Source organism: Aneurinibacillus sp. Ricciae_BoGa-3, from assembly GCF_028421645.1.
In the GTDB taxonomy this organism is placed as follows: Bacteria; Bacillota; Bacilli; order Aneurinibacillales; family Aneurinibacillaceae; genus Aneurinibacillus_B.
In genome coordinates this window covers 4,736,649-4,755,790 of record NZ_CP116887.1, presented here as the reverse complement: position 1 = coordinate 4,755,790, position 19,142 = coordinate 4,736,649, and the positions used below count along the sequence as shown (strand labels likewise).

Annotated in this window: 20 protein-coding genes; all 20 read left to right on the top strand. The window is 48.2% G+C overall.

Annotated elements, in window-relative coordinates; all coding sequences use genetic code 11:
* Positions 1 to 8 precede the first annotated feature (8 nt).
* Positions 9 to 425: an NADH-quinone oxidoreductase subunit NuoI gene (nuoI, locus tag PP175_RS24130; RefSeq protein WP_272440728.1), complete on the top strand. Its 417-nt coding sequence runs from the start codon at positions 9 to 11 to the stop codon at positions 423 to 425.
* Complete coding sequence (locus PP175_RS24125) at positions 426 to 932, top strand: NADH-quinone oxidoreductase subunit J (RefSeq protein WP_272440727.1); 507 nt, start codon at positions 426 to 428, stop codon at positions 930 to 932. It begins immediately after the preceding gene.
* On the top strand, positions 929 to 1,240 hold the full coding sequence (gene nuoK, locus PP175_RS24120; protein WP_272440726.1) for an NADH-quinone oxidoreductase subunit NuoK: 312 nt from the start codon (positions 929 to 931) through the stop codon (positions 1,238 to 1,240). The genes PP175_RS24125 and nuoK overlap by 4 nt, the downstream gene beginning before the upstream one ends.
* Positions 1,241 to 1,263: 23 nt before the next feature.
* Complete coding sequence (nuoL, locus tag PP175_RS24115; RefSeq protein WP_272440725.1) at positions 1,264 to 3,150, top strand: NADH-quinone oxidoreductase subunit L; 1,887 nt, start codon at positions 1,264 to 1,266, stop codon at positions 3,148 to 3,150.
* On the top strand, positions 3,150 to 4,673 hold the full coding sequence (locus PP175_RS24110; RefSeq protein ID WP_272440724.1) for a complex I subunit 4 family protein: 1,524 nt from the start codon (positions 3,150 to 3,152) through the stop codon (positions 4,671 to 4,673). Before nuoL ends, PP175_RS24110 begins: the two co-directional genes overlap by 1 nt.
* A gap of 6 nt (positions 4,674 to 4,679) precedes the next feature.
* A complete protein-coding gene (gene nuoN, locus PP175_RS24105) occupies positions 4,680 to 6,218 on the top strand; it encodes an NADH-quinone oxidoreductase subunit NuoN (protein ID WP_272440723.1) in 1,539 nt (512 codons plus the stop codon).
* Between the two features lie 77 nt (positions 6,219 to 6,295).
* The gene (locus tag PP175_RS24100) at positions 6,296 to 6,523 is read left to right on the top strand and encodes a DUF1146 family protein (RefSeq protein ID WP_272440722.1); all 228 of its coding nucleotides are present in this window, start codon (positions 6,296 to 6,298) and stop codon (positions 6,521 to 6,523) included.
* A gap of 112 nt (positions 6,524 to 6,635) precedes the next feature.
* Positions 6,636 to 7,385, top strand: coding sequence for a YwmB family TATA-box binding protein (locus tag PP175_RS24095; protein WP_272440721.1), 750 nt, complete (start codon positions 6,636 to 6,638; stop codon positions 7,383 to 7,385).
* Between the two features lie 47 nt (positions 7,386 to 7,432).
* Entirely contained in the window at positions 7,433 to 8,773 is a 1,341-nt protein-coding gene (murA, locus tag PP175_RS24090) for a UDP-N-acetylglucosamine 1-carboxyvinyltransferase (protein WP_272440720.1), read from the top strand.
* A gap of 211 nt (positions 8,774 to 8,984) precedes the next feature.
* On the top strand, positions 8,985 to 9,548 hold the full coding sequence (locus tag PP175_RS24085) for a glycerol-3-phosphate responsive antiterminator (RefSeq protein ID WP_272440719.1): 564 nt from the start codon (positions 8,985 to 8,987) through the stop codon (positions 9,546 to 9,548).
* Between the two features lie 217 nt (positions 9,549 to 9,765).
* On the top strand, positions 9,766 to 10,818 hold the full coding sequence (locus PP175_RS24080; protein WP_272440718.1) for an extracellular solute-binding protein: 1,053 nt from the start codon (positions 9,766 to 9,768) through the stop codon (positions 10,816 to 10,818).
* Positions 10,819 to 10,832: 14 nt separating this feature from the next.
* Entirely contained in the window at positions 10,833 to 11,645 is an 813-nt protein-coding gene (locus PP175_RS24075) for an ABC transporter permease (RefSeq protein ID WP_272440717.1), read from the top strand.
* A gap of 2 nt (positions 11,646 to 11,647) precedes the next feature.
* Entirely contained in the window at positions 11,648 to 12,439 is a 792-nt protein-coding gene (locus tag PP175_RS24070) for an ABC transporter permease (RefSeq protein ID WP_272440716.1), read from the top strand.
* Between the two features lies 1 nt (position 12,440).
* Positions 12,441 to 13,478 carry an ABC transporter ATP-binding protein gene (locus PP175_RS24065; RefSeq protein ID WP_272440715.1) on the top strand — a complete coding sequence of 346 codons (1,038 nt, stop codon included), beginning with the start codon at positions 12,441 to 12,443 and terminating at the stop codon, positions 13,476 to 13,478.
* 12 nt (positions 13,479 to 13,490) lie between these two features.
* Positions 13,491 to 14,288, top strand: coding sequence for a sugar phosphate isomerase/epimerase family protein (locus tag PP175_RS24060; protein WP_272440714.1), 798 nt, complete (start codon positions 13,491 to 13,493; stop codon positions 14,286 to 14,288).
* Positions 14,289 to 14,327: 39 nt separating this feature from the next.
* Positions 14,328 to 15,122, top strand: coding sequence for an HAD-IIA family hydrolase (locus PP175_RS24055; RefSeq protein ID WP_272440713.1), 795 nt, complete (start codon positions 14,328 to 14,330; stop codon positions 15,120 to 15,122).
* A 591-nt stretch (positions 15,123 to 15,713) separates the two neighbouring features.
* The gene (gene spoIID / locus PP175_RS24050) at positions 15,714 to 16,775 is read left to right on the top strand and encodes a stage II sporulation protein D (RefSeq protein WP_272440712.1); all 1,062 of its coding nucleotides are present in this window, start codon (positions 15,714 to 15,716) and stop codon (positions 16,773 to 16,775) included.
* A gap of 67 nt (positions 16,776 to 16,842) precedes the next feature.
* Positions 16,843 to 17,571 (top strand): M23 family metallopeptidase, encoded by a 729-nt coding sequence (locus PP175_RS24045; protein WP_272440711.1) that lies wholly within the window; start codon positions 16,843 to 16,845, stop codon positions 17,569 to 17,571.
* Positions 17,572 to 17,702: 131 nt separating this feature from the next.
* Complete coding sequence (gene spoIIID / locus PP175_RS24040) at positions 17,703 to 17,990, top strand: sporulation transcriptional regulator SpoIIID (RefSeq protein ID WP_272440710.1); 288 nt, start codon at positions 17,703 to 17,705, stop codon at positions 17,988 to 17,990.
* A 78-nt stretch (positions 17,991 to 18,068) separates the two neighbouring features.
* Positions 18,069 to 19,085: a rod shape-determining protein gene (locus tag PP175_RS24035; protein ID WP_272440709.1), complete on the top strand. Its 1,017-nt coding sequence runs from the start codon at positions 18,069 to 18,071 to the stop codon at positions 19,083 to 19,085.
* Positions 19,086 to 19,142 lie beyond the last annotated feature (57 nt).

The following is a 19,142-nucleotide window of genomic DNA, read 5'->3' as shown; positions in this document are numbered from 1 at the left end:
GCGATAGTATGTTAGGCTTTGCCAAAGGATTAGCGTATACCTTTAAACGAATGACAGAAAAGAAAATTACCCATATGTATCCCGATCAGGCGATGGAGTGGCCGGAACGTTTTCGTGGCATCCAGTATTTTGCTCCGGAGAAATGCATCGTGTGCAACCAGTGCATGCGCATCTGTCCAACAGGCTGCATTGACCTTATCGGGAAGAAAAGCGAAGATCCGAACAAAAAAGGAAAAGTAATCGACACGTATGATATTAACTTTGAAATCTGCATCCTGTGCGATTTATGTACGGAAGTCTGCCCGACAGAAGCGATTGTCATGACGACAAATTTTGAATTGGCGTCCTACAGCCGGGATGAACTTTTCAAAGATATGAAATGGCTCCACGACAACAACACAAATGTAAGGGGAGGGAAAGAGTAGATGACCGGACAGTTTATCGCTTTTTTCCTGCTTGCTTTAATTGCAATGGGTGGATCTGTCTTTATGATCAGTTCCACCAAGGTTGTACATATGGTGGTTTCTCTTGCTTTCACGTTCTTAAGCATTGCCGGCCTGTACATCATGCTTGAAGCAGAATTTGTCGGCATGGTACAGATACTTGTTTATTCCGGAGCTATCTCGATTCTCATGCTGTTTGGCATTATGCTTACCCGCCACGACCAGGAGGAGGTGCCCGCCAAGAGGGGGCGCAAATTCATAGCGTTTGTGGCTGCGGCTGTATTTTTTGGATTCGTATTCTGGGGCATTCAGAATACGAATTGGACTTCGCAAGCGAAAGATTATACCACCCAGAATAACGTGAAGGAGATCGGGATCCAGCTGTACACCCAATACACGATCCCGTTTGAAATTGTTTCGGTTCTTCTTCTTGTCGCCCTTATCGGTGCGATTATTCTGGCGAAAAAGGAGGACCCAGAGGACGTATGAATGTACCGGTTACCTCTTATCTGCTTGTCGCCCTAATTTTGTTCTGCATCGGGTTATACGGGGCGCTGAGCAAGCGCAATGCTGTCATTGTACTTTTATCCATCGAACTTATGCTAAACGCGGTGAACATAAATCTGGTGGCTTTCGCGAAAATGGGGCTTAACGCCAATATTGCCGGCCAAATCTTTTCACTGTTCACGATTACGGTAGCGGCTGCCGAGGCATCAGTGGGCCTGGCCATTCTTATCGCGCTCTATCGCAATCGACCAACGGTTAACGTGGATGAGATGGATTTAATGAAGCGATAGAATGGAAAAGGACTGGTGACAGAATGGATATATTAGCGAATGCCTGGCTTATCCCGCTCTTTCCGCTTATAGCTTTCGTCCTGCTCGTTAGCTTCGGGCGCCAGCTTAAAGAAGCTTCGTCCTATATCGGAATACTGGCAACGGCCGTTTCTTTTGTGATGGCACTCCTGGTATTTGCGAGACGTTTTGCCGGAGGGGCCGAGGATTACAGCAATCTTAATTTCAACTGGTTAACGTACGCGGGCCATAAAATAGCGATGGGCTTTGAAGTAACGCAGTTGAACGCCATGATGCTTGTTATTGTTACACTTGTGAGTTTGCTGGTAAATATTTATTCCAAGGGGTATATGCACGGAGACGAACGCTTACCGGTGTTCTATCAATACCTGGCACTGTTCACTTTCTCCATGCTTGGTGTTGTTCTTTCGCCAAATATCCTGCAGCTTTATATCTTCTGGGAGCTTGTAGGGGTCTGCTCCTTCTTGCTTGTAGGTTTCTATTTCTCGAAGCCCGAAGCCCGGGCTGCAGCGAAAAAAGCGTTTATTGTCACCCGTATCGGTGATGTTGGCCTTTTTATCGGAATTGCCCTGATATATTGGTGGGTTGGAAGCTTTGCGTATGCGGATATCTTTCACGCGATCCACGCTGGAAGCCTCGAGAGCTGGAAAATAACATTAATTGGGATCCTTGTGTTTGTCGGCGCGGTTGGAAAATCAGGCCAGTTCCCGTTGCATACGTGGCTGCCGGATGCCATGGAAGGCCCAACGCCTGTCAGTGCTTTAATCCACGCCGCTACCATGGTTGCAGCCGGTGTATACCTGGTTGCCCGCATGTATGATGTCTATCTCGCATCCCATGTTGCCGCGGATGTCGTGGCTTACATAGGTGGTTTTACCGCAATTTTCGCCGCTTCAATCGGCCTAACCCAAAGAGATATCAAAAGGGTGCTCGCCTACTCAACGGTAAGCCAGCTTGGCTATATGATGCTGGCCCTCGGTGCAGCCAGCGCTGCCGGTTATGTGGCCGGTACCTTTCATTTAATGACCCATGCCTTCTTCAAAGCCCTGCTCTTCCTCGCCGCAGGCAGCGTTATACACGGTGTCGGAACGCAGGATATTTTCGAGATGGGCGGCCTATGGAATAAGATGCGCACCACCGGAATTGTATTTCTTATCGGATGTCTGGCTATTTCCGGGATTTTTCCGTTTGCCGGATTCTGGTCCAAAGAAGAAATTCTTACGGCAACGTACGCTTCCGGCCGGTTGGACCTTTTCGCCGCTGGTGTTATCGCCGCATTTTTTACCGCGTTTTATATGTTCCGCCTGTTCTTCTTAACCTTTACCGGGAAAAGCCGGACGCAGGGGCATGCGCATGAATCGCCGGCGGTTATGACCGTGCCGATGATCGTGCTTGCTGTACTGGCCGTTATCGCCGGCTTCATCAACACACCATGGAAACCGGTGCTTGGCGAATGGCTTACGTATAATTTCACAGCCCTGCATCAAGCGGGAGGCGCAGAGAGCGGAGGGCCACTATGGATTACAGTCCTTGCCCTGCTTGTATCGCTGCTAGGTATCTTCCTCGCCTGGTCCATGTATGTTAAACGCCCGATTAGCGACAGCACGGAAGGCGGATTCTTCTACAGGCTATCCTACCGCAAGTACTACATCGATGAGATCTATGATGTCGTATTTGTCCGTCCGCTTCGCGCAATCGGCCATGCATTGAACGCGTTTGACGTTTATATTATTGATGGAATTGTCCGCCTTGTTGCAGCCATTACGCGGGGAATCGGAGGAACAGGTGCACGCGTACAGAACGGTCAGGTTCAGACATACGGCGCAGTTGCCTTAATAGGCCTCGTGCTGCTGATTGCGGGCCTGACTTTAGCAGGGGGGTACTTCGGATAATGACGAACAATTTTCTTATCCTCTTAACATTTTCACCGCTGCTGGGCATTTTGATACTTCTGTTTACACCAAAAACGCTGGCAGGGACCATTAAATGGATTGGAGTGCTTGGCACGCTTATCCCGCTTGTTCTGGCTGTTATGCTGTACGGCTCTTTTGACCAGACGGCAGCAGGCCTGCAGTTTGCGCAGAAACTGAACTGGATTGCCATTCCGGTCAATCCGCAGGCGGCCTTCCACATTGATTTTGAGATGGGGGTAGACGGCCTGTCCATGCCGCTTGTTGTCCTCACAGCTATTATTGCTTCAATGGCGGCGGTTACAGGCCTGACTGTGAAGAAACGCTGGAAAGCATTCTACATTCTCCTGTTAACCATTGAGATGGGCATGCTAGGCGTCTTCACGTCCCTGAACCTGTTTCAGTTCTTTATCTTCTTTGAATTTACGATCATCCCGATGTTCTTCCTCATGGGCATCTACGGATTTATCGAGCGCGAGAAAGCGGCCATTAAGTTCCTGCTGTATAACGGCGTAGGTTCCGCCATTCTGCTCATCGTTTTTGCCACGCTGTTTATGACAACGATGTCGATGAATATGTTTGATCTTAAACACATCTTGACGGACCCGATGAACCAGCTGAACATGCCGGGTGCGCCTGGTAACTTACCGGAAAATGTTCGGCTGGGGTTATTCGTGGCACTTCTTATCGCATTTGCGATTAAAATCCCAGTGGTGCCTTTCCACACCTGGATGCTTAAAGCGTATCAGGAGGCACACCCGGCAGCCATTATGATTTCATCCGGTGTCCTCATCAAAATCGGCGCCTATGGCTTAATCAGAATGAACGCCGCATTCTTTCCGGAATGGATGAACCAGCTCTCTGCCGTAATTGCCATCTTTGGCGTGATTAACATTCTGTATGGCGGCGTGCTGGCGCTTGTACAAAATGATTTAAAACAAATGCTCGCGTATTCCAGTGTGAGCCATATGGGTGTGGTGCTGCTCGGCCTTGCCGCTATGAATGAGCAGGGCTTCCAGGGAGCCGTGTTTCAGATGGTTTCACACGGCCTCATCGCAGCGCTTATGTTCTACATGGTGTCGATCTTTTACAACCGTACAGGCACAACCGATATTCGCGAACTGGGCGGTCTCGCCAAGTCGATGCCCATTATCAGCGGGGTGTTCCTGACGGCGATGTTGGCCTCAGTAGGCCTGCCGGGAATGTCTGGCTTCGTCGGTGAATTCCTCTCTTTCGTTGGCCTGTTTGGTTCCAAGCCGGCCATAGCCGCAGTGGGGGCACTTGGTATTATTCTTACCGCCATCTACTTGCTTCGGGCAACGCTTGCTACAACCTTTGGGCCGATGCAGGAGAGGCATGCCGCCCTGGCGGATGCCCATTCTGTAGAAGTCATCCCAATGATTGTGCTGCTGGCGCTCGTTATCGTAATCGGTGTATATCCGGCCGTGCTCAGCGAACCGCTGCAGACAACCCTAGTAAATATCGTGCCGAGGATAGGAGGTTGATAGCTGATGAATGGTGTTAGCAAATGGGGGGCACTGGCGCAGTTTGATTGGTCGGTTATGACCCCTGAATTTACCATACTGGGTGCAGCAACCATCCTTTCCCTGCTCGACCTGGTGATGTCGAAGAAGGCGGATCGAAAAATATTCGCGTGGATTGCTTTGGCGGCGGTGCTGCTTGCGGGGTATTTCGTTTTGCAGAACACTGGCCGCGGCGTCGTTTCTATCATGGCTGATATGTTCCGCCTCGATGGTTTTGCGAATGGCTTTAAAATCATATTGCTTGCAGGTGTAGCATTTGTCCTGATGATATCCACAGCGTATGTGGACAGAGCAAACATTATCTACTCAGGAGAATTCTATTACTTGATTCTGGCAGCCCTGCTCGGCGGAATGGTGATGGCTTCTTCAGCAGACTTGATTACCCTGTTTGTTGGCCTGGAGCTATTGTCCATTTCTTCCTATATTCTTGTCGGGACAAGAAAGAACCATATTCAGTCCAACGAATCAGCCTTTAAATATGTAGTGTCGGGTGGAATCGCAACGGCGATCACCTTATATGGCATGTCCTTTATTTACGGAATAACAGGGTCGACCAACCTTTATGTAATCAGTGACCGCCTTGTAACGGAATTTCAGAACGGCTTTCAGTTCATTACATACCTTGGGCTTCTGCTGATGCTTGTGGGGCTTTCTTTTAAACTGTCAACTGTACCGTTCCATATGTGGGCCCCAGACGTCTACCAGGGCGCCCCAACGCCGATTACGGCTTTTCTGTCTGTTGTATCCAAAGCGGCTGGATTTGCTCTCGTAATTCGCGTATTTCTTGTTCTTACATTAAATCTGCAGGAGGCTGGCGGCGCAGCTGGACAGCCGAATCCGATTTTGCTTGGCAAGTGGGGCCTCATCCTTGGACTTGTTTCCGCCGCTTCGATGATTATCGGAAACACCGTTGCCTTGCGCCAGGTTAATGTGAAGAGGATGATGGCCTATTCCGGCATTGCGCAGGCCGGCTATATACTTGTCCCGTTAGCCTCATTTACGATGCTCCTTTACGATCAAACGGTGTTCTATTTATTTGCCTACCTGCTGGCGAATATGGGGATTTTTGCGGTGATCACGATTGTAAACCGGGACCAGGGTACAGAGGATATCAGCTCATTTGCCGGGCTATACCACCGTGCGCCCTGGGTGGCGGTGGCAATGACATTCTTTGTCCTGTCACTTGCAGGTATCCCGGTGACGGCCGGCTTCATGGGTAAATTTTATATCTTTATGAGCGCTGTTGCTTACCATAAATTCTGGCTGGCAGGGATTATGATGGCCACCAGCGTGGTATCGTACTTTTATTATTTCGGCTTTATCCGGCAGATGTATATGCGCCCGGGCAGGACCGAAGCACCGCTTAAAGTGCCAGCTGCCATTGCTGTCGTGCTTGTCATTGCTTTGGTCGGCACAGTAGCTGCTGGCGCGGTTCCGGGCAGTGTCATTGGGTATATCCACAATCATTTCCCATTTGAACAAATGATTCAGCAAGCTGGCCAATAATGTATTATGATAGAGGGGAGTACGAAGCGTATTCCCCTCTTATCTTTTATACAGGCCAGGAGAGGATGTGAAAAGGCATGGCAATGTCGGGTGCCGTAAATATCATAATGTCGCTTGTTTTTATCGGGTTAAGCTTCTGGGCCTTGCAGGCTTTTCGCTTTGACCTGTTTCTTAAGAACCCTAAAGGAGGCAAGGCCAAGCTCCTGCAAATCCTTCTATCTATTATGATTGGCGGAGCAGTAGCGAGCTTTTTCAGCGAATATTACGGCTGGACCAAAATGCTCCAGCAAATCTCGCAGCAGTAACACTTCTAAAAGTGAAGGCAAGAGCGGAATCGCCTGAGATGTGTTTCGTAACGCATAGGGCCCTCTTTTTTTGACCAAACTAGCTAAAAAAGAATGGTTGGGAGAGGGCAAAATGAAAAAGTTGATACTGGTTGTTTTGTTTGTCGTGTTTGCCGGGGGATTTACCGCATATGCACAGGAACAGAGCGGCTCAGCGAGGCTGGAATCGGCAGCTGCTCAGCTTGATAAAATGGCATCAACCGTTGTCAAAACAGGGGCGGAAATTGCCAGTGTTCAGGTAAGAATTAAAGCGGAGAAAACCTTCCGCAATGTACAGGAAACAGAGGCATGGAAGCGCCAGACGGCCCGGCTTCTTTCTGCGCCAGACTTCCAGCCTTTACAGGGGACGCCGCAGTCCTGCCATACCCAGGGTGTCTATCTTGGAGTTAAAACAGACGTCTACCTGACGGTTGAAAGCGAAACAAATAACTTTCAAACGGTTGGTTTATCGCTAACTTTTTCGGGTAAAGATAGACAAGTTGCTTTGGTTGAAGGCGTGACAAAAGTAGCAGGGGAAAAGGTAATAAATGGTTATAAGATAAACCAAATTAACACTTGTGTTATTGGAAAATATGGTGGTAAACTGAAAATTGACTTGCAAACAGAAAAATGCAGGGAAATTCTCGCGGCATTTAACAGTACACCTGTTGAATCGCTGCGTGAAGACACGGTTTTAAGTTATTCAGCTTATTCACCCCAAATTAAGGACTATATTTTAACAAACCGAAACCGAATGAATTTGCAGGTCGCCACACATATTGATGATATACATCAGAAGACAACCGTAACAGTTGGCGTACCAATTATTACAGTTGAGTATTAACAGGAAATTAGCAGGAAACTATTGCAGGACGCGGGGGGAAATGTAACGTGGATAAGATTGTCATCCGCGGTGGACAACGTCTGTCGGGAAAAGTACGGGTACATGGAGCAAAAAATGCAGTGCTGCCTATCATTGCGGCATCAATTCTTGCAGAAAATGGCGCAAGCACAATTCATGAAGTACCTGGGTTGGACGATGTTTATACCATCAGCGAAGTAATTCGAGCCTTGAATGTAAACATACAGTACAATAAACAAACGGAAACGTTAAACGTCGACGCATCAACTTTATCGGCAACCGAGGCACCTTATGAATGGGTTCGTAAGATGCGTGCATCTTTTCTAGTCATGGGTCCACTGCTGGCTCGCAAAGGAAAAGCAAAAATCCCGCTGCCAGGAGGGTGTGCGATCGGTTCACGCGGAATCGATCAGCATCTTAAAGGATTTGAGGCAATGGGTGCAAACGTTGAAATTGGCCAGGGGTATATTGACGCAACAGTTGAAGGACGCCTCAAAGGAACGAAGATTTACTTGGATATCCCAAGCGTGGGCGCCACGGAGAACATTATGATGGCGGCATCCATGGCGGAAGGCATTACCACTATTGAGAATGCGGCACAGGAACCGGAAATTGTGGATCTGGCCAATTACCTCAATGCTATGGGCGCCCGCGTTCGTGGGGCAGGCACAGGAACCATTCGGATTGAGGGTGTGGAAACACTCAGCGGTGCTACACACTATGTGATTCCGGACCGAATCGAAGCGGGAACATTCATGGTAGCGGCCGCTATCACGCGCGGCGACGTATTGATTGAGAATGCGATTGCTGATCATTTAAAACCTGTAATCGCCAAGCTTCGTGAGATGGGGGTAACGATTGAAGAAGTGGACAATGGACTTCGTGTACATACCGAGAGGGAACTTAAAGCGGTGGATGTGAAAACACTGCCTCATCCCGGATTCCCGACGGATATGCAGGCTCAATTCATGGCGATTATGCTGTCTGTGCCTGGTACAAGCATTATTTCGGAGACCGTATTCGAAAATCGCTTCATGCATGTTGATGAGTTTAAGCGCATGGGTGCGAAAATCAAAATTGACGGCCGGATGGCGATAATCGAGGGAAAATCTCGTTTAACCGGAGCTAAAGTTAAAGCGACTGATCTCCGCGCTGGTGCAGCCCTTGTATTAGCCGGATTGATATCAGACGGGGAGACAGAAGTGACAGAACTCCGCCACATTGACCGGGGATACGTGGACCTCGTCGGCAAGCTAAAGGCGTTAGGTGCCACAATTGAACGCCATACCACACCTGTTGTGCAGCTTGTAACAGAGGACCGGACCGGGGAAGAGACGGTAACAATCCCGACGTCAGCATCATTAGCTTAATGCAATTATTTATATATGTTATGAAGAAGGCCTGCCGGTTAGAACCGGCGGGCCTTTTTACATGTTGTTAAAATATTTACTTTCCCTATAAAAAAAATTTACCTGAGCCTCACACTTTCTTGTATCAGGTGTTTTACGATAAGAAGGTGTCAGTTACAGTCTATGATTTCAACCAAAAAAAGGGGATCGAGTAATAAAGGTGAACGTCAAAATGGATATGAAAACAATTTTACAACAGAACCGGATCATCGCAGCAACTGAACAGGACAATCTGTCCCTGGCTCTGGACTCTCAAGCAAGCGCTGTTTTGCTCATGTACGGAAAACTGATCAATCTAGTCGAGGAAGTCTCGCGGGTGGATCAACAGAACAAGCCGATTTTTCTTCATGCTGACTTAATTAAGGGATTGTCTACGGATAAAGAAGCATTCCGATTCCTGGCGAAATATGTCAAGCCCAGTGGAATTGTGACAACGAAGAGCCCGGTGATCCGCGCCGCGAAAAAAGAAGGAATGTTAACCATTCAACGCATTTTTTTAATTGATACGGCTTCTTTTCTTACTGCGATCCAGAATGTAAAGGATAATGAACCGGATGCGATTGAAGTCATGCCGGGGATTGCCCCGTCCATTATTCAGGAATTTAAAAAACACGTTGACCAGCCCATTATCTCCGCAGGGCTAATCTGGTCCAAGGATCAGGTACACGCTGCCATTCAGGCAGGGGCGGATGCTGTATCGTTAAGTAAGCCTGAGTTGTGGAATATGCAATTTTAATATTCTCTTTATAATTCATTAACGTGAAATTCAAATGAATTTGTTACTTTTAAAACAACAAAATAGTTGTGCGAATGATTGGGTGGAGACGAGTGAAAACCCATAATTCCCTTTTTTGCTGATAGGTTACCAGAAAGAGGGTGAGTTATGTGTTTTTTAAAGTCTCTGCCTTTTTGTGTTGTTTTTAAAATCAAAAATCAAAATGGGGGTAATAACGATGATGAATAAGCTGAAGCTTGGTCTTGCAGTGTCGGCTTTAATGGCAAGTTTGGTTGGATGTTCTGCTGCTTCTGATACAGCGAAAAATGCGGCAAACACACAAAAAGATAACGTAGTGATTGCCTACAACAATCCATCGAAATGGGCGGACTGGGGAACGCTGCATGATTCGTTCAAGCAAAAAACAGGCATTTCTGTTCCAGATGACAATAAGAACAGCGGACAAACCATTACCTCCCTGATGGCAGAGCAGAGCAGTCCGGTGGCGGATGTTGCCTATTATGGCATCGTGTTTGGCCCGCAGGCCGCAGATAAAGGCCTTGTTGAAGGCTACAAGCCGCCAAAATTCGACGAAGTTCCAGCATCCTTAAAAGATCCGCAGGGAAAATGGATGGCTATCCATTACGGTGCTGTTGCGTTCATCGTAAATAAGCAGGTGCTAGGAAATACACCGGTTCCTGCGTCATGGTCAGATTTATTAAAACCTGAATACAAAGGAAAATTCGGCTTCCTGGATCCAACATCTGCCGCTATCGGCTATAGTGTGGCCACAGCAGCCAATCTAGCCATGGGCGGTACGCTGGATAACTGGCAGCCGGGGATTCAATATTTGCAGCAATTAGAGAAAAACGGTGCCATCCACCCGAAAGCCACTGCGAATGCTAAAGTGATGAAGGGCGAGATCCCTATCTTGATCGATGCGGATTTCAATGGATACAAAATGAAATATGACGATAAAGCACCAATCGATGTCGTGATTCCGAAAGAAGGTTCTTTAAAGATTCCGTACGCGATTTCCCTCGTGAAAAACGCACCGCACCAGGCAGCCGCAAAACAGTATCTCGATTATGTGCTCTCTGATGAAGGCCAGAAACTGTTTGCCAAAGGCTACGTTCGCCCTATCCGCAACGTTGATATACCAGCGGAAACAAAGAGTAAGTTCCTGCTTGACAGTGATTATGCCCGGGCAAAAGATGTAGATTATACAAAAATGAATCAGGTGCAGGCTGGATTTATCGAGAAATGGAAGAGTCAGGTAACGGCCGGGTAATATGAGGAACACACATGTTAAATAAATGGAACATTTTATGGTTGCTGCCGATTGTGATTGTGTTCGGCTTTTTCTTCCTGTATCCGCTGGTGATGCTCATCATCACCAGCTTTCACAGCGGGAGTCACTTTACGGTTCAGCATTACACAGACATCGTCACCAATGCTTACTATGCGAAGGCGCTGTTAAACAGTTTAGGACTGGCGCTGATTGTCACGGTTGTAGCGCTGCTTTTATCGGGTGTACTGGCTTTCTTTCTTGCCCGGCATGATTTTCCCGGTAAATCGATCTACTTTACGCTGCTCACATTTCCGATGTCTTTTCCAGGGGTGGTCGTGGGGTTTATGATCATTATTCTGTTTGGTTCAACTGGTATTGTGCCCATGCTGGTACAGATGCTGACAGGAGCAAAAGCCATGGTTTTTGCCTACACCATCCTGGGAATCTTTTTGGCTTATCTTTATTTTGAAATTCCCCGGATTGTCATGACGCTCTACGGGGCGATTAAAGAATTCGACCATTCCTTGGAGGAAGCGGCCCGTACAATGGGGGCCACACCCTGGCAAGCCATTTGCTATGTGGTTGTGCCCACGATTTTTCCAATTTTTGTATCAGCAGGCGCCCTCGCATTTTCTACTTCTATGAGCGCGTTCGGCACCGCTTTTACACTGGCGGATCAGTTCGAGATTCTTCCGATTGTCATGTATAACGAATTTACCCTTAATTTTAACATTGAAGTAGCCAGCGCAATTGCTATCGTCATTGGATGCATCTGTGTATTAATGAACACGGCGTATCGGATGATGCTGGAGAGGGGAGGGCGGTAACGGTGCAATTCATAGGAAAAAGTCTGATGTATCTGCTCATTGTACTGGTAAGTGTGTTTATGATCCTGCCTCTTTTCATCACCATTCTGGGTTCGGTTTCTGTCTATTGGGGCTCCGCGATGTTTTCTTCCGGATGGACCCTGCAGTGGTACAGGGAAGTATTTAACGAATACGGCCAGACGATTATTTTTACGCTTACCATCACGTTGCTTGCAGTAATCCTTAATGTTTTATTGGGAACGATGACCGGCTATCTGTTTTCGAAATCTACGCACCCTGCGGTAAAAGTTCTGGAAGAAATTCTTACACTTCCCATCGCTGTGCCGGGAGTCGCGATCGCGCTGGCTCTCATCCAGACCTATGCGTGGATGCGGGTGTCCGGCGCATTGATTCTTGTTGGCCATGTGGTTGTTACGTTTCCGCTCATGTTCAGAACCGTGCTCGGAACGCTTCGCACGAAAGATTTTCGCCTGTTGGATGATTGCGCCGCCAGCCTGGGCGCGGGGCCATTCTATCGGTTCTTCCATGTGATTTTGCCCAGTATCAAATCAGCCGTTCTGTCCGGTGCGATTATGGTGTTTATGCTTTCGCTGGGCGAATTTAATATGACCTTTTTCCTTTATACGCCATTGAAAAGGACATTAACGGTTGGCCTATACGAAGCGTATTCCAGTCTGCGCATCGAAGTGGGGAGCGCCTTTACGGTTGTTTTCTTACTGCTGGCCATCCCGCTTATGTATTTCTTACACAGATCGAACCAGTCTACGACGTTTTCCAGAAATGGAGGGGTGTAACATGCAGCAGACCCATATTGAGATCAGAGGTGTACACAAAACCTTCCGGGATGGCACGAATGCCCTTCAACCGATTGATCTGGAGATTAACACAGGTGAAGTACTTGTTTTGCTTGGCCCTTCCGGATGCGGGAAGAGTACCTTATTGCGAATGATCGGGGGATTGGAACAGCCAACAGGCGGTTCCATCCGGTTTCATGGGGAGGAGGTAACCCATCTTCCGGCAGAAAAAAGGGGTATCGGGTTTGTTTTCCAGCAGTATGCGCTATTTCCGACGATGACCGTCGCACAAAATATTGCCTTTGGCATGAAATTGCGTAAACAGAGCAAGCAGCAACAGGCGCAGAAAGTAAACGAAATGCTGGAACTCATGAACCTTGCAGAATTAAGAGATCGCAAGCCTTCTCAGTTGTCCGGCGGCCAGCAGCAGCGTGTGGCCGTGGCCAGAGCATTGGCAATTGAGCCCAGCGTTCTGCTGATGGACGAACCGCTTACGGCATTGGATGCCAAGTTAAAGGAGCATCTGCGGATTGAGCTGGCGCAGCTGTTCCGCAAGCTAAAAATTACGACGATTTATGTCACCCATGACCAGGTGGAAGCGATGGCCATTGCCGACCGCATTGCCGTGATGAACAAAGGGGTAGTCGAACAGATAGGCTTCGCTAAAGACATTTATCATCGGCCTAAATCTCCTTTTGTCGCCCAATTTGTCGGCCAAATCAACCAGCTAAAAGGAAAAATCATCGCGGATGGACAGGGCCAAGTGGCCGACTTCGGTCTCTGCCGGATTCCTTATGAAGGAACCGATGGATCGTTTGCTGAAGTAGAAGCATTTTTACGGCCGGAAGATATCACGCTTGGCGGTAACACCGGCTTTCCTGCAGTTGTCCAGGAGGTCATATTTTTAGGGGAACGTTTCCGCGTCATTGTAGACGCACAGGGGCAAAGGCTCATGATGGATGTACCGAATGATATTGTGCTAAACCACGGGGACCAGGTTCATCTGCAGGTCCAGCAAAATAAATTGATCTATGCATAAGGGGTGCGAACGATGAATAAAGAAATTTGCTTTTCAGACTTACCTTTGTTAACCCATTCCATTGGAAAAAATGTCGAACAGCTAATGGAGTATGGCGCGGATAAAATCGAGCTGCTCATGGACGGCATTGAATGGGATGAGATGGATGAACAAATCAAACGTATGGCGGCAGTTTTCCGTCAATATCAGGTTGGATATACCGTCCATCCGCCTGCTTGGGATACGAATTTGACAAGTGAAAACAGAGCGATCCGCCAGGCTTCTTATGATGAGTACAGAAAAGCCATTGAGTTCGCCCATGCCATCGAAGCTGAGCATGTAGTCATTCACCCGGGCTTTTGTTTTTCGCCGGTTTTTGACAAAGCCATTGCACGGAAAAGAGCGGCAGCATACATCAATGAGTTATGCCGGGTGGCAGCTCCGCTTGGGGTAAAAATTGCAGTAGAAAATGTCGGCTACAAAGGGACATCGATTGTGACGGAAGAAGAATTTGGAATGTTCCTTGACGATGTGGATGAAACAGCAGGCTATCTCATTGATACCGGCCACGCCCATTTGAACGGATGGAATATTCCCGCTGTGATCCGCCGCGTTAACGACCGTTTATTTGCGGTACACCTTCACGATAACAGCGCCGAGGGTGATGAACACCTGCCTATCGGAGAAGGGACGATCCACTGGGAACCGATTTATGGCGCATTAAAAGAATTGGGCTCATCCTGCCAATTGATCTTGGAATATGCGCCTGGGACTGATTTGAGCAAATTAACATACGGAAAAGAGATTCTAAAACATAACCTCGGTTTGTGATAGGAGAATTTTTTCCCCGAAGGAAGGGATTGAAAGGGATTGGTTCAGTTTACTTCATTTGATGCGTACTTCTTCGATCTGGACGGAACGATTTTTATCGGGGACAAATTGCTTCCCCATGTACAAGAGACACTTTCCTATTTGCGTGATCAAGGCAAGAAAATTATGTTTCTTACCAATACATCCACCCAGACTCGGCATGACTGCTGCGAACGATTGCAGCGTCTGGGCGTGCAATCAGCTGTAGAGGAAATTATCACCGCACCCTATATTGCGGGGCTTTATCTGCAGGAATTCTATCCGGACGCCAACGTCATGATTATTGGGGAAAGGGCGATAGGGGAAGAGCTCAGCGGGTTTCCTGTAAAGCAAACGCAAAACCCGTCGGAAGCGACACATCTGCTTGTTGGGATGGACCGCGCGTTTACCTACCATAAGCTGTATACAGGAATGAAAGCTGTGCGCAATGGTGCGCGGCTGATAGCGATGAACCCGGATCCTTACTGTCCGGTTGACGGCGATGTCATCCCGGATACGTGGTCGATTGCAAAGGCAATTGAAGCCGCGGGCACGACCCCTATCCATGCTATCATGGGTAAGCCGTCCACCTATTATGCAGAGAAGGTACTAGAGAGGTTAAATCTTCACAGTCAACGATGCTTAATGGTGGGAGATCGGTTAGAAACAGATATTCTTTTTGGCATTAACAGCGGTGTAAAAACAGCCCTTGTGCTTACTGGAGTCGCCGGGCCTGATGATGTTAAGAAACTAAGCATTATCCCCGACTATATCATTTCTACGATGGGCGATTTGTGCCCGGAAATCAAAGCTTAATAGGCGCATTACAAGAGTACCTCGAGCTCATAGCTTGCGGCATTCCGATATCAAGGGCTTCCTCCTAGGTGGGGAGCCCTTGTTTTTGTTCTCGTATAAGAAAGTGCTCTAGAGTATTAAACTTATTTTCTGTTGGGACCGATAGGTCCCTTTCTCTTTGTTATTATATAAAACTTATGTGCTTCACCGTGTTGAACTACCTTGAGCGTTTTTTAAATGGGACCTCCGGTCCCGAAACACTCAAGAAAAACATCGTGAGGCGCATGTCCGCACCTTTCTTTCCCCCTGGGGAGCGTGTGGAACAGAGGGCGAAAAGACCGGCAACCTGTCTCCATCACCCCGATACCCAGATGTTGCACCTAAACGGTATAAAGGAATCTAAGGCCATCGCCTGCGCTTACGCTTGCCGCTAGCCAAGATTCCCTACTGCCGGTCCGCCCGTCGTTCCACAAAGCGGCTGTAAAAACTTTAATAAGGGGAAAGGAGAGAGCGGCAGGGCCCACGATGTTTTTCTCAGCAGTCATATTTTTTTGTCCCGTTCATATGCTTAATTATGGGTTTGTCCATAGCAGCCAGAAGGGGGAAGAGATTTTGAAACAGAACAAGCATTCGCTCCAGTTGATCGTATATGGCATCCTTGCTATTGTTGTCGTCCTGCTCGCCGTTCCGTCCGTACTCGTTTCCCTCTCAGGAGGTCCGGCCCAAATACCGGTCACTTCTCCGGACATTCATCCGGACTCCCATTCCGTGCCCGCTGACACCGGGCAGCAAAAAACAACGGTAAAGACGGACTATCCAGTCCGGATTTTTCGTGTAGAATTCGGAAGAGTGGACACGGTTAACATGGAGAATTATGTGACGGGAGTAGTATCCGCCGAGATGCCCGCAGAATTCGAACCGGAAGCGTTGAAAGCGCAGGCTTTGGCCGCCAGAACCTTTATTGTTGGCCGAATGCTTGAAGGCAAATATAGCGATGTTCCCAAAGGCGCATATGTAACCGATACAGTCAAGCACCAGGTTTACTATGACGATGCCCAGCTTCACCAGAAGTGGGGGGCTTCCTATAGCTGGCGGATCCAGAAAATCCGCCAGGCGGTCACTGAGACAGCAGGTCAAGTCATCGCCTATCAGAACAAGCCGATTGACGCGACCTTCTTCTCAACGAGCAACGGTTACACCGAGAATTCCGAAGATTACTGGGGCAGCAAAATTCCTTACCTGAGGAGTGTGCCTGTCCCCTGGGACAAAAACGCGCCCCGTTTTGACGCAACGGTTACCCTTTCTATGACAGAGTTTGAAAAAAAGCTCGGCACGAAAATCACCATGACCGCTTCGACAGGCAATGGCGGATGGGCGCATGTGGATTCGCTCACTGCGGGAAAAAGAGTGAACAAGATACGCATTGGCGATAAAGAATATACCGGGCGGGAAGTAAGAGAGAAGCTTGGCCTCAATTCCTCTCAGTTCTCTTTTCAGACGGATCACGGCTCTGTCATCATCCACACGAAGGGATATGGCCATGGTGTGGGCATGAGCCAGTGGGGGGCCAATGGCATGGCGCAACAGGGGAAAAAAGCGGAGGAAATCGTGAAGTATTTTTATCAGGGGGTATCGATAGAGACTGAAGAGAAATGGTTGAAAAAAACTTCTTAACATATGCTAATTTCGTATGTTTATAACCTTACTATCCTGTCAACAATGGGATGTGAGGTGATAAATAATGAGTGACAATAAGAAACAAACAGCCCCGGGCCCCGTCCAAAAAATCAAGGTTGGCGGCTGGCGGCGTATATTTGGAAAGAAATGGGCTTTCCCTGCAATCTACATGGGCATCGCTGCTATTATTCTCGCATCTATCATGTGGTATCAGGGTAGCAAACAGTTTTCAATGAATAGGCAGGATGCCGGCATTCCGGCCAAGCAGCAGGATCAGACCGCACAGGTTGCGCATGATCAGCCTGCGGTTCCAGTAGTTTCCCAGGATAAACCTTTCATTTGGCCAGCTAAGAAAGAAGCGGACACCAAGACGGTGATGAACTTCTTTGACGAAACAGCCGATAAGCAAGCGCAGCAGGCTGCCCTCGTGAAGTATGATAACTCCTACTGGCCGAACACAGGCATTGATATTGCGGCAGGCGGCAAGAAATCTTTTGACGTTCTCGCCTGCGCCGACGGCAAAGTAACGAAAGCTGAACGCAACCCCATGATGGGCTTCCAGGTTGAGATTGAACATCCAGGCGGCTTGAAAACAGTGTATGCAAGCCTGGATGACGCCAAGGTAGCTGTAGGAGATACGGTATCTCAGGGTTCCGTTATCGGAACGGCAGGCCGCAACGTATTTGAGAAGGGCCTTGGCATTCACCTTCACTTCGAAGTGCAGAAGAACGGGGAGCCGGTACAGCCGGATAAATATGTTGAACCCGTATCTACCGCTTCTGCCGCCAAGTAAAAAGAATCGAAATTAGAAGAAAAACAAAGAAAAAAGGCTGATAGCATGTACCTATCAGCCTTTTTTCGCATATATGGACTTCTCCCTCAATATAATGTATCAGACTAATGAGCATTAGGGAGGCGAGGGGCGTGCACGATTACATCAAAGAGCGAACCATTAAGATAGGCCGCTATATTGTAGAAACCCGCAACACGGTTCGTAAGATTGCCAAAGAATTTGGCGTGTCCAAGAGTACGGTGCACAAGGATCTGACAGAGCGATTGCCTGAAATTAACCCGGAGCTAGCAAATGAAGTAAAAGAGATCCTCGAGTACCATAAGTCCGTCCGTCACCTGCGCGGCGGCGAAGCAACGAAAATCAAGTATAAAAGTAAGGGCGATGAACTGGCGGAAAAGGGCGTGGAGGAACTGGCATAGAGGAAAAAACTCCTTGTACCATGACAAAATGCATAGTAAAATATTCTGATGAATCATCTGTTGCAGGGAGGCTCTTAAATGTTAGGCAAAGATATCGGAATTGACTTAGGAACGGCCAACGTACTTATATTTATTAGGGGACAGGGTGTTGTACTGGATGAACCATCTGTTGTAGCGATCGACAACTACACGAACAAGGTGCTGGCTGTAGGGGAAGAAGCGCGCCGCATGGTTGGTCGCACGCCTGGTCACATTATCGCAATTCGTCCGATGCGTGACGGGGTTATCGCTGACTTTGATATAACAGAGGCTATGCTTACCTATTTTATAAAAAAATTAAATGTAAAAGGATTTATGTCCCGGCCGCGTATCTTGATCTGTACTCCGACAGGCATTACTTCCGTAGAGCAAAAAGCAATCCGGGAAGCTGCGATCCGATGCGGTGCGAAAGAAGTGTTCCTCGAAGAAGAACCGAAAGTGGCTGCTGTTGGCGCCGGTATGGACATTTTCCAGCCGTACGGCAACATGGTGGTCGATATGGGCGGTGGGACAACAGATGTAGCCGTGCTTTCCATGGGAGACATCGTCACCGCCTCTTCTATTAAAATGGCAGGGGACAAGTGTGATGCAGCGATTATGAAATATATTAAAGAAAAATACAAGCTGCTGATCGGAGAGCGCACCGCAGAAGATATCAAAATTCAAATTGGAACCGTATTTCCCGGATCCCGCAAAGACGAGATCAATATCCGCGGCCGTGACATGGTAACGGGACTTCCGCAAACCATTACGGTCACCTCCGCTGAAGTACAGGAAGCGCTGGAAGAAGTCGCGCAATCTATCGTGCTTGCTGCCAAGAGCGTACTTGAACGCACGCCGCCGGAGTTATCAGCCGATATTATTGATAGAGGCATAATGCTCACTGGAGGAGGCGCGCTAATGCATGGCATTGACAGGCTGCTGGCTGAGGAACTGAAGGTGCCCGTAATGGTAGCGGACAGCCCGATGGCATGTGTAGCAGTGGGAACCGGCATCATGCTGGAGAATTTGGACAAGTCACCGCAGAACCGCAACCGTAAAAAGTCCTTTACTTAGGACGTCCCTCCCAATCATTAATTTCCCAAGTCTGCTATACTTGAGTCAACTCTTATT